This window comes from Falsiroseomonas frigidaquae, assembly GCF_012163145.1.
Classification (GTDB): Bacteria; Pseudomonadota; Alphaproteobacteria; order Acetobacterales; family Acetobacteraceae; genus Falsiroseomonas; species Falsiroseomonas frigidaquae.
Genome location: NZ_JAAVTX010000004.1, coordinates 369,981 through 386,343, shown reverse-complemented (window position 1 = coordinate 386,343; position 16,363 = coordinate 369,981). Strand labels below are relative to the sequence as shown.

General features: G+C 71.5%; 16 protein-coding genes. 1 reads left to right on the top strand and 15 read right to left on the bottom strand.

All coding sequences use genetic code 11. From position 1 onward, the window contains the following. Positions 1-15: 15 nt before the first annotated feature. The 3 genes from HB662_RS14405 to HB662_RS14395 form a co-directional block, all read right to left on the bottom strand. Positions 16-972, bottom strand: a complete 957-nt coding sequence (locus HB662_RS14405; protein ID WP_168050505.1) for a hydroxymethylglutaryl-CoA lyase — start codon at positions 970-972, stop codon at positions 16-18. Positions 973-1,129: 157 nt separating this feature from the next. Beyond that, positions 1,130-1,861 (bottom strand): metallophosphoesterase, encoded by a 732-nt coding sequence (locus tag HB662_RS14400; protein ID WP_168050504.1) that lies wholly within the window; start codon positions 1,859-1,861, stop codon positions 1,130-1,132. Continuing rightward, positions 1,858-3,315 carry a cryptochrome/photolyase family protein gene (locus tag HB662_RS14395; protein WP_171970249.1) on the bottom strand — a complete coding sequence of 486 codons (1,458 nt, stop codon included), beginning with the start codon at positions 3,313-3,315 and terminating at the stop codon, positions 1,858-1,860. Before HB662_RS14395 ends, HB662_RS14400 begins: the two co-directional genes overlap by 4 nt. Before the next feature lie 177 nt (positions 3,316-3,492). On the opposite strand from HB662_RS14395, the gene HB662_RS14390 reads away from it, so the two are divergent. After that, positions 3,493-4,101 carry a fasciclin domain-containing protein gene (locus tag HB662_RS14390; protein ID WP_168050503.1) on the top strand — a complete coding sequence of 203 codons (609 nt, stop codon included), beginning with the start codon at positions 3,493-3,495 and terminating at the stop codon, positions 4,099-4,101. Between the two features lie 44 nt (positions 4,102-4,145). Here the strand turns inward: HB662_RS14390 and pdeM are convergent, their stop codons facing one another. From pdeM to HB662_RS14330, 12 genes are all read right to left on the bottom strand, one after another. After that, on the bottom strand, positions 4,146-4,868 hold the full coding sequence (gene pdeM / locus HB662_RS14385) for a ligase-associated DNA damage response endonuclease PdeM (RefSeq protein WP_168050502.1): 723 nt from the start codon (positions 4,866-4,868) through the stop codon (positions 4,146-4,148). After that, positions 4,865-7,432 (bottom strand): ligase-associated DNA damage response DEXH box helicase, encoded by a 2,568-nt coding sequence (locus tag HB662_RS14380; RefSeq protein WP_168050501.1) that lies wholly within the window; start codon positions 7,430-7,432, stop codon positions 4,865-4,867. The genes pdeM and HB662_RS14380 overlap by 4 nt, the downstream gene beginning before the upstream one ends. Positions 7,433-7,476: 44 nt before the next feature. After that, positions 7,477-7,974: an AAA family ATPase gene (locus HB662_RS14375; RefSeq protein WP_168050500.1), complete on the bottom strand. Its 498-nt coding sequence runs from the start codon at positions 7,972-7,974 to the stop codon at positions 7,477-7,479. Continuing rightward, on the bottom strand, positions 7,971-8,513 hold the full coding sequence (locus tag HB662_RS14370; RefSeq protein WP_168050499.1) for an MOSC domain-containing protein: 543 nt from the start codon (positions 8,511-8,513) through the stop codon (positions 7,971-7,973). The genes HB662_RS14375 and HB662_RS14370 overlap by 4 nt, the downstream gene beginning before the upstream one ends. A gap of 25 nt (positions 8,514-8,538) precedes the next feature. After that, positions 8,539-9,006: a DUF2214 domain-containing protein gene (locus HB662_RS14365; protein WP_168050498.1), complete on the bottom strand. Its 468-nt coding sequence runs from the start codon at positions 9,004-9,006 to the stop codon at positions 8,539-8,541. A 6-nt stretch (positions 9,007-9,012) separates the two neighbouring features. Continuing rightward, the gene (locus HB662_RS14360; protein WP_245185644.1) at positions 9,013-9,417 is read right to left on the bottom strand and encodes a DUF6152 family protein; all 405 of its coding nucleotides are present in this window, start codon (positions 9,415-9,417) and stop codon (positions 9,013-9,015) included. 90 nt (positions 9,418-9,507) lie between these two features. Then, on the bottom strand, positions 9,508-9,750 hold the full coding sequence (locus tag HB662_RS14355; RefSeq protein WP_168050497.1) for an acyl carrier protein: 243 nt from the start codon (positions 9,748-9,750) through the stop codon (positions 9,508-9,510). A gap of 5 nt (positions 9,751-9,755) precedes the next feature. Continuing rightward, a complete protein-coding gene (locus HB662_RS14350) occupies positions 9,756-11,405 on the bottom strand; it encodes an AMP-binding protein (RefSeq protein WP_168050496.1) in 1,650 nt (549 codons plus the stop codon). Further along, complete coding sequence (locus tag HB662_RS14345) at positions 11,402-12,427, bottom strand: hypothetical protein (protein ID WP_168050495.1); 1,026 nt, start codon at positions 12,425-12,427, stop codon at positions 11,402-11,404. The genes HB662_RS14350 and HB662_RS14345 overlap by 4 nt, the downstream gene beginning before the upstream one ends. Beyond that, the gene (locus HB662_RS14340) at positions 12,427-13,533 is read right to left on the bottom strand and encodes a DUF1796 family putative cysteine peptidase (protein ID WP_168050494.1); all 1,107 of its coding nucleotides are present in this window, start codon (positions 13,531-13,533) and stop codon (positions 12,427-12,429) included. Before HB662_RS14340 ends, HB662_RS14345 begins: the two co-directional genes overlap by 1 nt. Before the next feature lie 45 nt (positions 13,534-13,578). Continuing rightward, positions 13,579-15,450: a class I SAM-dependent methyltransferase gene (locus tag HB662_RS14335; protein WP_168050493.1), complete on the bottom strand. Its 1,872-nt coding sequence runs from the start codon at positions 15,448-15,450 to the stop codon at positions 13,579-13,581. 218 nt (positions 15,451-15,668) lie between these two features. Then, entirely contained in the window at positions 15,669-16,346 is a 678-nt protein-coding gene (locus HB662_RS14330; RefSeq protein WP_168050492.1) for a response regulator transcription factor, read from the bottom strand. Positions 16,347-16,363: the final 17 nt, after the last annotated feature.

The window sequence follows — 16,363 nt, the reverse complement described above, 5'->3', positions numbered from 1 at the left end:
CGGCCGGCCTGATCCTCACGCGGCCTGGCGGAAGCGGGCCAGCCCGCCGGAGCGCAGCATGGTGCTGGGCAGGGTGCGGCCCACCACATCCTCCGCCAGCCGCCCGGCCTCGACCAGAGCATCCAGGTCGATGCCGGTGGCGATGCCCATCTCCTCGCACAGCAGGACCAGTTCCTCGGTCGCGATATTGCCGGGCGCACCCGGCTGGCCGGCGAAGGGACAGCCGCCGAGGCCGCCCACCGTGGTATCGAAGCGCGAAATCCCCAGCCGCAGCCCGGCATGGGCGTTGGCGATGCCGAGGCCGCGCGTGTCGTGCAGATGCAGGATGATGGAGAGCTCCGGCCAGCGCGCGCGCACCTCGCCCACCACCCGCTCGATCCGCGCCGGGGTGGCCCAGCCCATGGTATCCGCCAGCGTCGCCTCGCGCAGTTCGAGCCCGTGCTCGGCGCCGATGGCGAAGGCATCCGCCAGTGCCTCGATCACCTTGGCCGGCGGCACGTCGCCCGAGTAGTTGCAGCCGAAGGCGGCCTGCACGCTGATGCGCGGCACGGCCACGCCGGCCTCCAGATGCGCCACGACATTGGCCCGCTGCGCCGCCAGGTTCTTCGCCCGGTCGCGGTTGAGGTTCTTCAGGCTGAAGGCCTCGCTGGCCACCACGGTGACCGCGCCTTCCACCTTCAGCCGGTCCTTGAAGGCCAGTGCGCGGTTCAGCCCGGCGGCGTTGAACCACAGCGCGGTGTAGGTCACGCCCGGCTTCGGCGCGAAGCCGGCCACCACCGCCTCCGCATCCGCCCAGCCTGGCACCAGCTTCGGCGAGACGAAGGAACAGACCTGGATGTGGTGCAGCCCGGTGGCCGAGAGCGCATCCACCAGCGCGACCTTGCGCTCGGTCGGGATCGGGCCGGGCTCGATCTGGAAGCCCTCGCGCGGGCCTTCCTCGCGGATTTCAACGGTGCTGGGCAGGTCGGTCATGGCGCATTCTCCGGGCGGGGCAGGCTACACCCCCATGCCGGGGATGCGGAACCCGGCATCCGGCGAAAGCGGCGCGCGGCGCTGAGCGCCCGCCCGGCACGCCTTTTGGCGTGCCTGCGGCACGACAGAGGGCAAGAAAGCCACCTTCCTGGGCGCTTCAGGCCCAGGAAGGCAGGTCGATCCAGGCCAGGTGGCCGCCCTTGCCGGCGCCGCAATCCAGGAACACGCAGCGCCCGCCCAGCGCGCCATCCACCACATAGGGCCGGCCATCCAGACTGCGGCGGTCATGGCCGCAGACCACGGTGACATCGGCCGGGATCTTGTCCACCCAGTCATGCACCCGGTCCGGAAAGCCATCCTGCCGCATCCGCCCGGTCACCTGGCCGAACAGCGCCCGCGTCACCAGCCCCTGCGCCTTCTGGCAGCCGGCATCCGGCGGCGGCGCGGAATGCAGCATGCCGGGGTGGTAGCCGCCGTGGACGAAGATGCGCCCGCCATCGCGGATCCAGGCCGGGGCGCGACCGATCTCCTCCACCGCGCGCGCCTTCAGCACATCGCCATCCGGCGCGGCGTCGAGCTGTGCCAGGGTCCGCCCCAGCCCCTCCGCCTGGATGCGGAGCTGCGTGCCGGTCAGGGCCCGGCGCAGCTTGTGGTCGTGATTGCCGAGCAGGAACAGCCCCTGGCCCTGGTCGATCAGCGCGAAGATGCGGCGCAGCACCTCCGGGCTGTCCGGGCCGTGGTCGGTCAGGTCGCCCAGCTGCAGCACGAACATGTCGGCCGCCAGCGCGCCCTCGATGGCGTGGATGAAGGCCTCCGCATCGCCATGCACATCGGCCACCACGCGCAGCCCGGCGAAGCCGCGCCACAGATGTTGCGGGCGGTCCCTCATGCGCGCAGCGCGGCGAAGCCGGCCAGCGCCCGGGCGCGCCCTTCCGCATGGTCCATCACCGGGCGCGGATAGTCGCGCCCCAGCGTCACGCCGGAGGCCGCCAGCACATCCCGCGGCGCGTCCCATGGCTGGTGCAGGAAGGCGTTCGGCAGCTTCGCCAGTTCCGGCACCCAGCGGCGCACATAGCGGCCCTCGGGGTCGAACTTCTCGCCCTGCAGGATCGGGTTGAAGACGCGGAAATAGGGCGCCGCATCCGTGCCGCAGCCGGCCACCCATTGCCAGGATGCGCTGTTGGAGGCGAGGTCCGCATCCACCAGCGTGTCCCAGAACCAGGCGGCGCCATCCTGCCAGGGCTGCAGCAGGTGCTTCACCAGCAGGCTGGCCGCGATCATGCGGACGCGGTTGTGCATCCAGCCGGTCTGCCAGAGCTGCCGCATGCCGGCATCGACCACGGGATAGCCGGTGCGGCCACCCTGCCAGGCGGCCAGCAATTTCGGGTCCTTCTGCCAGGGGAAGGCGGCAAACTCGGCCCGCAGCGGGGCTTCCGGCATTTCCGGCCGGTGCCACAGCAGATGGTAGGCGAATTCGCGCCAGAGGATCTCCTTCAGGAAGGTCTCGGTGCCCGTGGCATCGGTCTTCGCGTCCCGCGCCGCATGCCAGACCTGCCGGGGCGAAACCTCGCCCCAGCGCAGATGCGGCGACAGGCCGGAGGATCCGTCCAGCCCGGGCAGGTTGCGCTGCCGGTCATAGGCGCCCAGCGCCTGCGCGGTGAAGCGGGCGAGTCGCGCCTGGGCACCGGCCTCGCCGGGCTGCCACATGGCGCCGAAACCTGCGGCCCAGTCGGGCTCCCCCGGCACCGGGTAAAGGCCCAGCGCCTGCAGCGTCTCGCCGCCCACCGGATGCGGCACGCCCTGGATGCGGGCTGGCGCGGGGTGCGGCGCGGGCGGGTCGCCGGCGGCCAGCATGGTCTTGGCGAAGGGCGTGTAGACGGCATAGGGCTTGCCGCTGGCGGCGCCGAAGCCGTGCGGTTCCCGCAGCACCGCGGTGGTGTGCAGCACGAGGCGGCGGCCGGCATTCTGCAGCGCCTCATGCACGCGCTGGCTCTGTGCCCGCGCCCAGGGTTCGTAGCCGCGCCCGGCATGGATGCTGCCGGCGCCGATGGCGGCGGCCAGTGCCGGCAACACCGTCTCCGCCCGCCCGCGGGCCAGCAGCAGGGGCGCGCCGCGCGCCGCCAGGTCATCGCCGAGTGCCGCGAGGCTGCCTCGCAGCCACCAGCGGGCCGCACCGCCGGGACGCTGCGCCCCGGCGGCATCGTCATCCAGCACGAAGACCGGCAGCACCGGGCGGCCGCCATCCGTTTCGGCGGTGGCCATGGCGGCAAGCAGGGCAGGGTGGTCGGAGAGGCGGAGGTCGTGGCGGAACCACAGCAGCGAAGGCTCAGTCATCCCCTTCATGTAGGGCGAATCCGCGGCAAGTGGAGCGGAAAAGGGTGGCGGCGTCTGCGGCGACCCCGCGCATCCCGCTTGAAGCGAACCATTGCGGGGCTGCGGCGTTCTTGACCCGACCGCAATGCCCCGCGTCACCCCCCGAGAGGCACAGGGCTGTGCGGGCCACAGGTGAAGGATACCCCCATGATCAAGTCTCACATGCTGCGACGCGGCTTCCTGATGATCGGTGGCATGGCCGCTGCCGGTTCGCTCGCCGCGCCCGGCATCCTGCGCGCGCAATCCGTGCCTCCCACCGCCACCCTGGCCGACACGATGGCCGGTGACAGCCGTTTCTCGCGCTTCCTGGACCTGATCACGCGCGCCGGCATGGTCGAGGATTTCCGCTCCGCACAGCCGCTGACGGTTTTCGCGCCGACCGATGCCGCCTTCACCGGCGCCCCGGCCAACCTGCTGCAGCAGCTTGTCGGCACCAACAGCTCCGGCGGCAGCCAGGAGAGCGTGGATCGCCAGCGCCTCGGCGCGCTGATCAACTATCATATCGTGCCGGGCGCTTTCCGCGCCTCCGAGCTGATGGGCAGCGATCGCCGCCTGCGCACGCGCAACGGTGCCGACATCTCCATCACCGGCACGGCCGACTCGGTCCTGGTGCGCAACCCGGCCCCGGCGCAGCAGATCGCGGGCTTCGGCTCGGCCGGCGCCAATGTGAATGCGCAGCCGGCGCGCGTGGTGGCGCCGAACATCGTCGCCAGCAACGGCGTGATCCACGCCGTCGACCAGCTCATGTGGCCGTGAGCCACGGAGGCTGATCTCCGAGGTTGAATGCAACGCGTCGCCCGTCAGGGCGGCGCGTTTGCCGTTTCGGGCACTGGCGCCGCACCGCGCAGCGGGCCGGTGGGAAAGCTGAACAGCCGCTCCGCCCCCAGCAGGAAGGCGCGGCCACCGCGCGGGAACAGGCTGGCGATGGCGGGATCGCGCACCTCCAGCCCGCCGGTATAGGCGCCGAAGGCGGGCAGCAGCAGACGACGGCCATCGGTCAGGAAGCAGGGCCGCGTCACGGCACCGGATCGCACCGGCATGGTGGCCTTGGGGTGGTAATGGCCCGAAAGCTCGCCCGGCGGCACCGCCCGGCCGGGCTGCGCGATATGGCGGAAGACGAAGGGGCCATGGCGATATTCCTCAGTCGCCGTGCCGGGCAGGCCCACCGGCGGCTCCGGATCATGGTTGCCGAGCACCCAGACAACCTGCGCCAGCGCACCCAGCATCCTCTGCAAGGCCGCGCAGTCGGAGGCGTGTAGCCGGGCGCAGCCATGCCGGTCATGGAAACTGTCGCCCAGCAGCACCAGCCGCTCCGGACGCCAGCGGCGCAGTGCCAGCGCCAGGCGTTCCAGCGTTTCGCGCGTGTCATAGGGCGGCACGAAACTGCCGCGCGCCGCAAAGCTGCTGCCCTTCTCCAGATGCAGGTCGGAGACCACGAGCAGCTTCTCCGCCGGCCAGATGGCGACGCCCGCCGGGTCCAGCATCAGGCGCTGGCCGGCGATATGCAGCGGTGCGGCGTTCATCGCGGGGCGCCCAGGTTCTTCGGCGCGCTGCGGATGAAGCGGGCATTGCGGCGTTTCGGGTCGCGCGGGCGGCGGGCGCGGTCCCGGTCGCCGCGCGGCGGGATGGCCTCCGTCACATTGGCCAGGATTTCGTTGAACAGATCGGCGCCGTCCGTCGCCTCCGCCACCAGGTCGGCGGCTTCCGCCAGCAGCGCATCCTGCGCCCCGCCGGCCACCCATTCGCGGCCTTCCTCGATCAGCGCCGGCACGGAGAGGGGGGAGGCGCGGTCCAACGCCATGTGCCGGATGCCACCCGCCCGTGCGCGCGCCAGCAGCAGGGAGATGCGGGCCACATCGGTCAGCCCGGCCGCCGCCTCGCGCCGCGTGGCGCGCAGCAGGATGTGGTCCGGCTCGTGCCGGCGCAGCACGTCGTAGATGAGATCAGCATTCATGGTCATCGTGCGGCCCGACTTCTCCTGACCGGGATGATTCTTCTCGATCAGCCCCGCAATGGTGGCGATGTTCCGGAAGGTGCGGCGGAGCATGCTGCTTTCGGCCATCCAGGCTTCCAGCTCCTCGCCCAGAATGTCCTCCTCGAACAGCCGCTCGATGCCATGCGGTTCGAAGGCGGACCAGCAGGCGAGGACGTAATCCGTGGCGAGGTAGCCGAGCGGCGCCATGCCGAGGCGTTCCATCCGCTTCGTCACCAGCATCCCCAGTGTCTGGTGCGCCAGCCGCCCCTCGAAGCAATAGGCGACGAGGAACCAGCGGTCGCCGCGCGGAAAAGTCTCCACCAGCAGCCCGTCGCGCGGCGGCATGACGGAGACATGCTGTTGCAGCCGCAGCCATTCGCGCACCGACTCCGGCAAGGCGGGCCAGGATTTCGGGTCGTGCAGGATGCCGCGCACGCGGGCGGCGAGGTGCGTGGTCAGCGGCATGCGGCTGCCGGCATAGGCGGGCACGCGGGGGTCGCCCTCGCCGCCGCGGGAGACGATGCAGGCCAGCGCGTCCAGCCCCTCGAATCGCAGCATCTGGCCGGCGAAGATGAAGCAGTCGCCGGCGGTGAGGGTGGAGACGAACCATTCCTCCACCTCCCCCAGCACGGGCCCGCCGCGCAGCCTGACTTTCACCAGTGGCGTTTCGACGATGGTGCCGAGGTTCATCCGCAGCTGGCGCGCGGCGGCGGGGCCGCGGATATGGATCATGCCCTCCGCATCCCGGAACAATCGCCGAAAACGGTCGTAGGATTGCAGGGCGTAGCCGCCGTCCTCGACGAAGCGCAGCGCGTCGTCGAAATCCTGGCGCGACAGGCTGGCATAGGGCGCGGCGCGCAGCACCTCCCGATACAGGTCATTCGGGTGGAAAGGCCCGGCGACCGCAACTGCCAAAATGTGCTGGCAGAGCACGTCGAGGCCGCCCTCGCGCGGCGGGTCGCCATCTAGTTCATTTGCGGAAATCGCCTGGCGGGCGGCGACGCATTCGATGACCTCGAAGCGGTTCGCCGGCACCAGCACCGCCTGGCTCGCCTCGTCCATCCGATGATTGGCGCGGCCGATGCGTTGCAGAAGTCGCGAAACGCCCTTCGGCGCGCCGACCTGCACCACCTGGTCCACCGCGCCCCAGTCGATGCCGAGGTCGAGCGAGGCGGTGGCGACCACCGCGCGCAGGCGGCCGTCGGCCATCGCCGCTTCCACCTTGCGGCGCTGCTCCACCGTCAGGCTGCCGTGGTGCAGGCCGATCGGCAGGTTGTCGTCGTTCAGTCGCCACAGCGCCTGGAAGCACAGTTCCGACTGCGCGCGGGTGTTGACGAAGACGATGGTGACGCCGGCGCCGCGGATCCGGCGATAGACCTCCGGCATCGAGGCCAGGCCCATATGCCCGCCCCAGGGCAGCCGGCCTTCCGGCAGCAGGATATCGAGGCTCGGCGCCGCGCCCGGCGCGCCCTGTACCAGCGCCACATCTTCCGGCCGCCCGGTGGGGGAGAGATAGGCGCGCAGTGGGGTCGGGTGCGCGACGGTGGCGGACAGGCCGATGCGGCGCGCGCCCGGCGCCAGCGTCGCCAGCCGCGCCAGGCCGAGCGCAAGCTGGTCGCCACGCTTCGTGCCGGCCAGGGCATGGATCTCATCCACCACGATGGCGTGCAGCCCGGCGAACATCTCGCCCGCATCCGGCAGGGTCAGCAGCAGCGCCAGGCTTTCGGGCGTGGTCAGCAGGAAGTTCGGCGGGTCCACCCGCTGGCGGGCGCGGCGATTGGCGGGGGTGTCGCCGGTGCGGGTCTCGATGCGGATCGGCAGGCCCATCGCCTCGACCGGGGCGGTGAGGTTGCGGGCGATATCCACCGCCAGCGCCTTCAGCGGCGATATATACAGCGTGTGCAGCGACCCCTTTCCCTCGGGGCGCGGCTTCTCATGCAGATCGACCAGGGAGGGCAGGAACCCCGCCAGCGTCTTGCCGCCCCCGGTCGGCGCCACCAGCAGGGCGCTCGATCCGCCCTGCACGGCGCCGAGCAAGGCAAGCTGGTGCGGCCGCGGCGCCCAGCCGCGATCGGCGAACCAGGCCTGAAAAAGTTCCGGCAATGTTCCCATTCGGCGGGGAATATGCTGGCGGTTCGGCGAAAGGGGAAGGGGTCTCAGCCCAGCGCCGCGCGCAGCTCGGACAGGCAGGCATCCAGGCTGCGCCCGGCCGTGTCGATCACCAGCCGCGGCCGGTGCCAGCTTTCATACTCCCGCCGCAGCACCGCATCCCAATCCGGTGGCACAAGGCCGGGGACATCGATGGTGCGGGTTTCGACGCGGCGGCGATGCTCGATGGGATCGGAACAGACGATTTCGACCTCGATAAGCTCCGCGCCCGCCGCCTGGGCGGCGTCGCGCCAAGCGTCGCGGGTGATCCGCAGCGGGTTGACGCTGTCCGCGACCACCGACAGGCCGAGCGACAGGTTCGCCCGCGCCACTGCATAGCCGGCCAGGTAGCCGGCAGGACCGACATCGGCGATGCCGCCCTCGCGCAACGCCTGTTCGATATGATCGATGCGGATCCAGGTGGCGCCCAGCGCCTGCGCCAGCGCGCGGGACAGCGTGGATTTGCCGGTGCCCGGAAGGCCCGCGAAAGCGAGCAGCCGGCTCATACCCGTTCCAGCGCCTGATGCGGCTCCGCCGGCAATTCCACCCGCAGCGCATCGCCCGGCGCCAATTCGCCGCCCTCGATCACCACCGCCATGATCCCGGCCCGCAGCAGCAGCGCGCCGTCCGGCGCGCGTTCCAGCGTCGCCTTCATCAGCCCCTTCTGGAAATCGTCGAGCTGGTAGCAGGGGTTCCGCAGCCCGGTCACCTCGACCACCGCGGTCGCCCCCAGTTGCAGGCGGGTGCCGCGCGGCAGGGCGAACAGGTCCACCCCCTCCGTCGTCACATTCTCCCCCAGCGCGCCCGGCGTCACGTCGAAGCCCTGGGCGCGCAGCAGTTCCAGCCGCTCGGCCGGGATCAGGTGCAGCTGGCGAAGGTTGGGCTGGTTCGGGTTCGCCTTCACGCGCGACCGGTGTTTGACCAGTTCCCCGCAATGCGCATCGCCCTGCACGCCAAGTCCGGCCAGCAGCGTGATGCGCGGCTGCGCCGGCTTGGAGAATTCATGCCCAGGCGAAGCCGCCACCGCCACAACACGACCCTGCATCCCGATTCTCCGCCTGAGGCGGCGGTTATTGCAGGAAACCGATCCAGCGTCCCGCCAGCAGCGCGCCGATCCAGGCGGCCAGCGACACCCCGGCCGCCAGCCGCAGCCGCCCCGTCACGACCCCGCCCGCCAGCGCCGCAGGCCAGGGCCGCCCGGCATGCAGCAGCGCCAGGTTCAGCAGGGCCAGCGCCAGCAGCGCCAGCTTCGCCAGGAAGGCCGGGTTCTCCAGATAGGTCGCCGGCCGCGTGCTGAACAAGGCCAGCCCGGTCAGCGCCGCCAGCCCCAGCCCGCTGGCCGCGACGCGGACCAGCGGCGGCGCCAGATGCGCCAGCGCCGCGTTGCGGAAGGCGCCCAGCAGCCGCAGGTCGAGCGTGACGATCGCGCCGACCAGCAGCCCGATGCCCAGCACATGCGCCGCATTCACCAGCAGATACAGCGTGACAGACCCGCGCAGCGCCGCCGCGGGGGCGGAGTCCGCGATCAGGTCCAGCAAGCGCCGTCAGCCGCCCTGGATGCGCTCGGGGTAGAAGTCGAAGCGCCGCTCGCCGACGGTCACGCGCACCGCCTTCATCCGCCGTTCGGAACTGTCGCGGGACCGGTTGCCCAGCGCCGTGATCTCCTGCCCCGGCCGCAGCGAATCCTGCCGGAAGCCGGCGCGTTCGGTCTGCCGCGGATTGCCGAGTTCCACCGTCCACATCTGGCCATCGGCCTCCACCCGCAGGGTCGGGTGCGGCGGGCCGACATAGACCTCCCGCACCGTGCCGGTCAGCGTGCCCTGGTCACCTTCCGCCCAGGACCAGCCATGATGCGCGAGCGCGCCGCCCGTGGCGGCCATCGTGCCCAGCAGGCCGAGCGCGCCGCGCCGTCGGATTTTCGCAACGGGGCCGATCTTCGTGAATGCCATGTCATGTCCCTCGCCAGGATGCGCGGGAGGTTGGGGCGCGTCAGGCGCTTGTCGACCCGCCGCCCGATGACATGCCGTTCAACCGGCCGTTCAACCCGGCAGCTGCGCCGCCACGAACGCCACCAGCGCCCCGAAATTCGGGCAGGCCGCCAGTTGCTGCGCATCCACCGCGGCGCCGGTGCGGCTTTCGATCTCCACGCTGATCAGCGTGTGGTTCAGGCTGTCCCAGCCCGGCACGTCGGCGGCCTCCATCTCCGGCGCAAGCTCGATCTCGCGGTCGCCGATGACCTCGCGCGCGATGGCCTGCAGGTCGGCCAGGGTGAAGGCGGGCATGGGGGTCACTCCGAGGTGCGGAAGGTTTCGAGGTAGCGGCGGCGATTCGCCTCGCGGCTGATCTTGCCGCTGGTGCTCTTCACCAGCCAGCGATCGGCGACGATCCGCACGTCGCGCGGCTTCACCAGGAAGCTTTCGGTGACCAGGCGGCTGATCGCGGCGCGGCTTTCGGCGGCGGTGATGCCGGCGGCCTCGTCCTGTTCGGCCACCAGCACCAGCTCCTCGCTGCCGGTCTGGTCGCTCTCGATGCCGAAGGCGACGGCGCGGCCGGGGCGCAGGCCGGGAATGGCGGCCAGCGCCGCCTCCACATCGCCGGCGAACAGGTTCTTGCCGTTGACGATGATGATCTCCTTCAGCCGGCCGAAGACGAAGACCTGGCCGCGCAGCATCACGCCGAGGTCGCCGGTGCGGAACACACCCTCCGCCGCCGCCGCCGAAAATCCGCGATAGCCGCCGAACAGGAAGGGCGCGCTGAGGCCGATCTCGCCGTAATGGCCTTCCGGCAATTCGCGGTCGCCATCGAACACCGCCAGGCTGACGCCGGGCAGCATGTGGCCGGAGGACAGCACCAGCTTGCGGCCTGGCGGCGCCGCCTCCGCCAGCCAATCCTCCGGCACCGCCTGGCCCGGTGCGACATCCGGCGGCACGGCGAGGCCGATGCGCGTGGCCGGGCGGCCCTGGCTGACGGCGAAGACGGTCTCCGCCATGGCGTAGCAGCCGACGACGGAACGCGGCCGCACGCCCCAATCGGCGAAGGCGGCCTCGAAGCCCTGGGCATCTACCATGCGGCAGGGCTCGGAACAGTCGATCCACAACCGCATCGTGTCCAGCCGCGCCGGCTTCAGGGCGCGCTTCAGCCGGGTGAAGTGGCGGAAGGCGAAGTTGGGCATCCAGGCGATGTCGCAGCCATCAGCCTCGATCATCTCCAGGAACCGCCCCGGCGCGCCGATCCACTCGAAGGGGTCGAGGATGGAGACGCAGTCGCCCCCCAGCATCGGCAGCAGGAAGCCCGCGATCAGCCCCATGTCGTGATACAGCGGCAGCCAGGAGGCGACGGAGAGCCGATCCACCCCCAGCTCCGCTCGCAGCCCCGGCCAATAGGCACCAAACTGCCCGGCCAGCATCCGCCCGCTGATCGCGACTGCCTTTTTGATGCCAGTGGTGCCGGAGGAATGCTGCACGAACAGTGGCGCATCGGAAGCGAGCCGCGCCCGCAGCACATCCATCGCCGCCACGCTGTCGCCGGTCGCGCTGGAAGGCGCGAGGCGCACCACCCGCGCGAGGTCCGGGGCGATGCGGCGCAGCGTCTCCGCCGCCGCATCCTCCAGCACGCAGATCGCATCCGGGGCGATGGCGGCCAGCGCCGCGCGCTGCTGGTCGAAGAAGTGCCGCTGGTCCTGCAAGGGGGAGGCCGGCGGGAAGAAGGCGCCGAGCCGTCCGGCGGCGGCGATGCCGAGGAACAGCGCCATCGCCTCGCCCCCGGTGGCGCCGATCACCAGCACCAGCCCGCCGGGCGGGGTATTCGCCTCCACCCATTCGGCGCGGGCGGTGACACGCTGCCAGAAGTCGCGGCCGGTCAGCGCCTCGCACTGCCCCTGGCGCCAGTGGCGCAACACCACCCGGTCCAGCAGCTCACGCGGCAATAGCGCGGTCATGCGGCCATCCCCCAGCGGGTCAGGCAGGCCAGCAGCGCCTCGGCATAGGCCTGTTCAAAATCGAGACCCTCCGCGCTATCGGCCTCGTCGTCATTGGCCCAGGTGTAGCGCTGATGCGGATAGGGGGCGGCGACCAGCGCCGTGCCGTCCTCCAGCCAGGCCAGGCCGCGCTCGCCGCCACGGCGGGGCTGGCTGGTCAGGATCAGGCGGCAATCCGGCTGGCCCGTGGCGCGCGCCAGCGCCTGGCGCAGCGGGGCGAGGAAGGGGATCGGCTCCTTGGGGGGGACATCCACGCGGCTGTCGCCCATCAGGAAGACCAAGCCCTCCGCCCGGCAGGATTGCCGGAAGGCCTCCGCGCGGGTGGCGAGCGAGCGGCGCAGGCCGGCGTAATCCTCATCAAGCCAGGCGGGGCCACGATTGTGGTTCCACACCGCGCCGCCATCCTGGCGCATGGCGATGCGCTGGCCCTGCGGTGTCGTCGTCTCCCGCATCAGCGCCGGCTCGGCATAGCCCACGAAATCATTGGCGATGGCCCGCACCACCGTATCGGCCTTGTGCAGCGCCATGCAGAAGGGGTTCTGCAGCACGGCGAATTGCGGCGCGTCGCGGAAACCCCAGCGGTTCACCAGGGTCCAGGGCAGGCAATGCAGCCCGAGCGAGACCAGGGTCAGCGGGCCCTGGCGGCGCGCCCGCTGCCGCAGGCGGAAGGCCTGCCGCCGCGCCACCGCCTGCCAGACCGGGCGCAGCCCTGCATCGGCCTCCGCCCGATCGCGCAGGCCATCGAGCAGCGTTTGCAGCAGCGCCGGCTCCAGGCAGGCGCGTTCGCCGAAGCGCAGCAGGAACAGCAGGTGCGGCAGGGACGGGTCCGGTATCTCGCCCAGATGCGTGATGGCGAGGCGCAGCAGGGATTGGAAGGCGGCATGATCCTCGGAATGGAACAGCCGCCGCAGCCGGGCGCCGAGCGGTGCCTCCTGCGCCAGGTCGATATCCAGCGTCGTGGGCGGCGCTGATGTTGCAGCCATCATGCTTCAGCCGGGACCGCCATGCGCTGCAGCACGCGCCAGCGCAGCAGGCTGCGGATCAGCGCCAGCATGTAGGTCCGCTCGAACTCCTGCCCCGCCGGGCTGTCGGCGGCGGCATCGTCGTGCCAGACATATTCGGCGCCCGGGAAGGGGCAGTAGGCGAAGGTGGTGCTCTCATCCACCCGGTGGCTTGCAGCCTCCCGCCGCCGGGCGGTCTGGTTGGTGATGTGGATGCGGTTGCCGGTCCGGCCGGTGAAGCGCGCCAGCGCCGCATCGAGGCGCGGCAGGAAATCGAGCGGTTCCTCGGGATATTCCACCTGGCAGCCGGCCAGCAGGAACACCGCATCCGGCCGGCGGCAGGCGGCACGGAACAGATCCACCTTGCCGGCCAGGTTGGCGCGCAGCGGCGCGGAATCCTGGCCCAGCCAATAGGGGCCGCGATTGTGGTTCCAATGCGCGCCGCGGTCCTTCCGCATCGCCAGGGCGTGGCCGCGCGGGGTGGTGACGATGCGCGTCGTCTCCGGCGTGCAGTAGCTGGCGAAATCATCCTCCAGCGCCGCGACCATGCCGGGGATGCTGTGCCCGGCGAGCGAGAAGGGACCGAACAGCGCGGTGAAATCCGCCATCCGCCGCAGCCCCCAGCGGCCGGGCAGGTGCCAGGGCAGGCAGTTGGTGCCGAGCGAGATCAGCGAGACGCCGCCGCTGAAACGCCCGGGCAGCGCCTCCCGGTAATTCTGCCGGCGGCGCACGGCGCGCCAAGCCAGCAGCAGTTCCGGCTCCGCCAGGGCGGCGAGGCGGGTAGCATCCAGCGCCGCGGCGATCTCCACCGGCGGCAGGCAGCAGCGTTCGGCGAAGCGCAGCAGCGTGGCGAGCCATTGCACGGCATCGCGCGGCACACCGCCGGACAGCGTGGCAAGCTGCCGGCGCGTCACCTGCTGCAGGCCGGCATAGTCCTGCAACTCGAACAGGTAGCGGAGCTGTACGAAGCCGGCCTGCGGGTCCGTCGCGGCATCGATGCCGTCCAGCGCCTGCACGGCGGCCGGCAGGTCGCCGGCTTCGCGAAGCCGCGCCGCGTGGCGCAGGGAGGAGGCGTCGGGAGTGCTCATGCCTGCCATGTGTCCTGGCGAGGCGCCCGCGCTCCGCCGCCTGTTTCATGCACCTTCGGGCGGCAATGCCCCCGGGGCGGCCGGTAACGCCTTGGACCGGATGGCGGATTTGTGCAGGGTAATCCCCGTCTCGGCAAGGTCGCGCAGCACGAACTGGCCGATCCGCTGGAAGTCGCGCCGGTTTTCCGCCCATCCCTCCCGCCCCCCGCCCTCACGAGCCGGGCCGCCTTGCTGGTGGCCGGCGGAGGCGTGCAGCCGCATCTGGCGCCAGATGGCCTGGCCGAGCACGCGCGCCAGTTCCACGCTGTCCTCCGCCAGCGGCTCGTCCTCGGGCTCCGCCGGCGGGGCCAGGCCGGCGTCGCGGTCCTCCTCCGGCGCGGCAAAGCGCGGGGCGGCGAGGCCGGTCGAGAGGTGGCCGCGCAGTGCCTCCGCCGCCTCCGGCCGCACGAGCTGCGCCACCACATGCAGGTCGCGGCTGCCGGAATCGGCCAGCGCTCCGGCCTGCCCGGCAGCCTGGGTCCAGGCGCCGTGGCCGGCATAGGTCACCTCGAAGCCGAAGCGCTCCAGCAGCGGGCGGACCAGGCCGAAGCTGAGGAACTCCAGCCTGTCGCTGGCCTGGCCGGGATTCGCGTAGCCCTGCGGCAGATCCGCCATCAGCCGGGCGAAGCCGCCTTCCGTCGTCGCATCGGCCACGCCGAACACCAGCCAGCCGCCCGGGCGCAGCAGCAGCGCGGCGTTCAGCCAATAGGCCACCAGGTATTGTAGATCGACATGCAGCAGCGCGTCGATGCTGAACACCGCATCGATCTCCCCCGCCAGATGCTCCCGCTCGAAGGCTGCCAGCATGCCGTCCGGGTGCAGCGGGTCGATCGGCAGGAAGCCGAGCCGGCCGGCCGCCACCGCCTCCGGCAGCCTGGCCGCGGCCGCCTGCATGATGCGGTCGCTCACGTCGAACACGGTCAGCTTCACCGCCGGGTTGGCGCGCAGCACCTCCGCCGTGTAGCGGCCATCGCCCGGCCCGATCTCGATGGCGCGCCGCCAGGTGCCGATCTCGGCGAGCCGCAGCAGCCGGTCGAGCACGGCGCTGGCCGGCGGGCGGTCCGGGCGGGCGGCGATGGCGCGCGGGGCATGCCGGTCCCACCACTCGGCGTAGCCGAGCGCCGCTTCCTGCCGTCCGGGCTTCTCCAGCATGGGCCGCAGCGCCTCCGCCCGCTCCGGGTGGAACAGCCGCGCCGAAAGGTACAGGTCGCGCGGCGGCCGGCCCTCATGGTTCGACCAGGGCTCCAGCAATTCCACCACGAAGCCGAGGCGGCCGAGCACGGCGCGCACGATCTCGGCCGAGGTCCAGGCGAATTTGTCGCAGGGCCGGCCCTGGAAGCGATGCGTGCGGCGGATGTCGCGCAGCAGTTTCTGGAAGCCGGAGGTGGTGGTCGGGTCGGCCAGCGTCATCAGCAGCCGCCCGCCGGGGCGCAGCAACAGTGCCGCGTTCAGCCAATGCGTGGCGAGCACCGGCAGCCCGGCCTGGTGCATCGCATCGATGCTGAACACCGCATCCACCTGCCGCGCCCGGCCGGCCTCCGTCACGGTCGCGAGCATCGCATCCGGCCGGGCCGGGTCCAGCGCCTGGGGCAGCAGCCGGCCGGCTGCCGTGAGCTCCGCCAGGCGCTGCGCCGTGGCGTCGCGTGCGGCGGCCGTGGCCTCGAAGCTCCAGCAGCGCGCGGTGGGGCTGGCGCGCAGCACGCCTTCCGCGAAATGGCCGCCGCCGGCGATCTCGATCACCTCCTGCCAGCCATCGGCGCCGGCCGGGGCGAACAGCTTCTCGAATACCCGCGGCGCCGCGGCGCCCTGGCCCCAATCGAGCCCCGGCGCGGTGGCCGGCGCGGGCTCGGCGAGGCGGCCCAGGCTCTGCTTCGTCATTGCGCCTCGCTCATGCAGGGGAAAGCCCGGCACCGGCTGCGCCTTCGGACGGGCGGCATGGCGGAGACATGGACCAGCATTAACGCTAACAGCCGGGCCAATCCGATGGAAGTGTTGCGCGAGCGGCACCTTGCCGCGCGTCGATCACGCGGACGGAAAACACGCTCCACCTTGAAGGGATGCCCGGCCTGGGTGCGGCGCAGGGTCGCGGCAACCGGCTAGGTTCCGCCGACGCCCTGGGCGCTCATCCGGCACGCGCCCGCGGCGCCGGCAAGTGTGACGGCCAAGCGGCTCAGCAGGTCCGCCACCCGGACCGGCTTGATGATGTGGTCGGTCGCGCCGTGATCGATGCTCCGCTGGACCGCCTCGGCATGGGCGACGCCGGTCAGCATGACGATGGGCTTGCGGAAGCCCGCCTGGCGCAGGGCGAGGCACCATTCATTGCCGTCGCCATCGGGCAGGGTGGCATCGAGCAGGATGCCGTCGAATCCCGACCCGATCCGGCGCAGGAGATCCTCCGCCTCCGCGACGCAGCCCGCGCCATCGGCCGTGAACCAGCCGCTTCCCCGCAGCGAATCGACCAGAAGCCCGCGAAGCATTTGATCATCCTCAACAACGAGGACCCGAGGTGTCACGGCCAGCTCCGCTGGGGCGACAGGCTGGGCACGGCTGCAGGGTGGCGCCAGGGTGGTGCCAACCTGCATGGTGAAGCCTGGCCAAAAAGGGATCGCAAAGCAGCAATGAGTAAATATTAATATGATGCTCGCTCTGGTTGCAATGACCATGATGAGCCACCCGCCGGCCAGGACGTCCCGTTCGGGGTAGATCACGACCCGGCGCGCTGCAGGCGGTATCGCCGGAAGCTCTTGATTGTCCTCGGTGAACGCCGAAGTCATGGTCCATGCCCCACCCT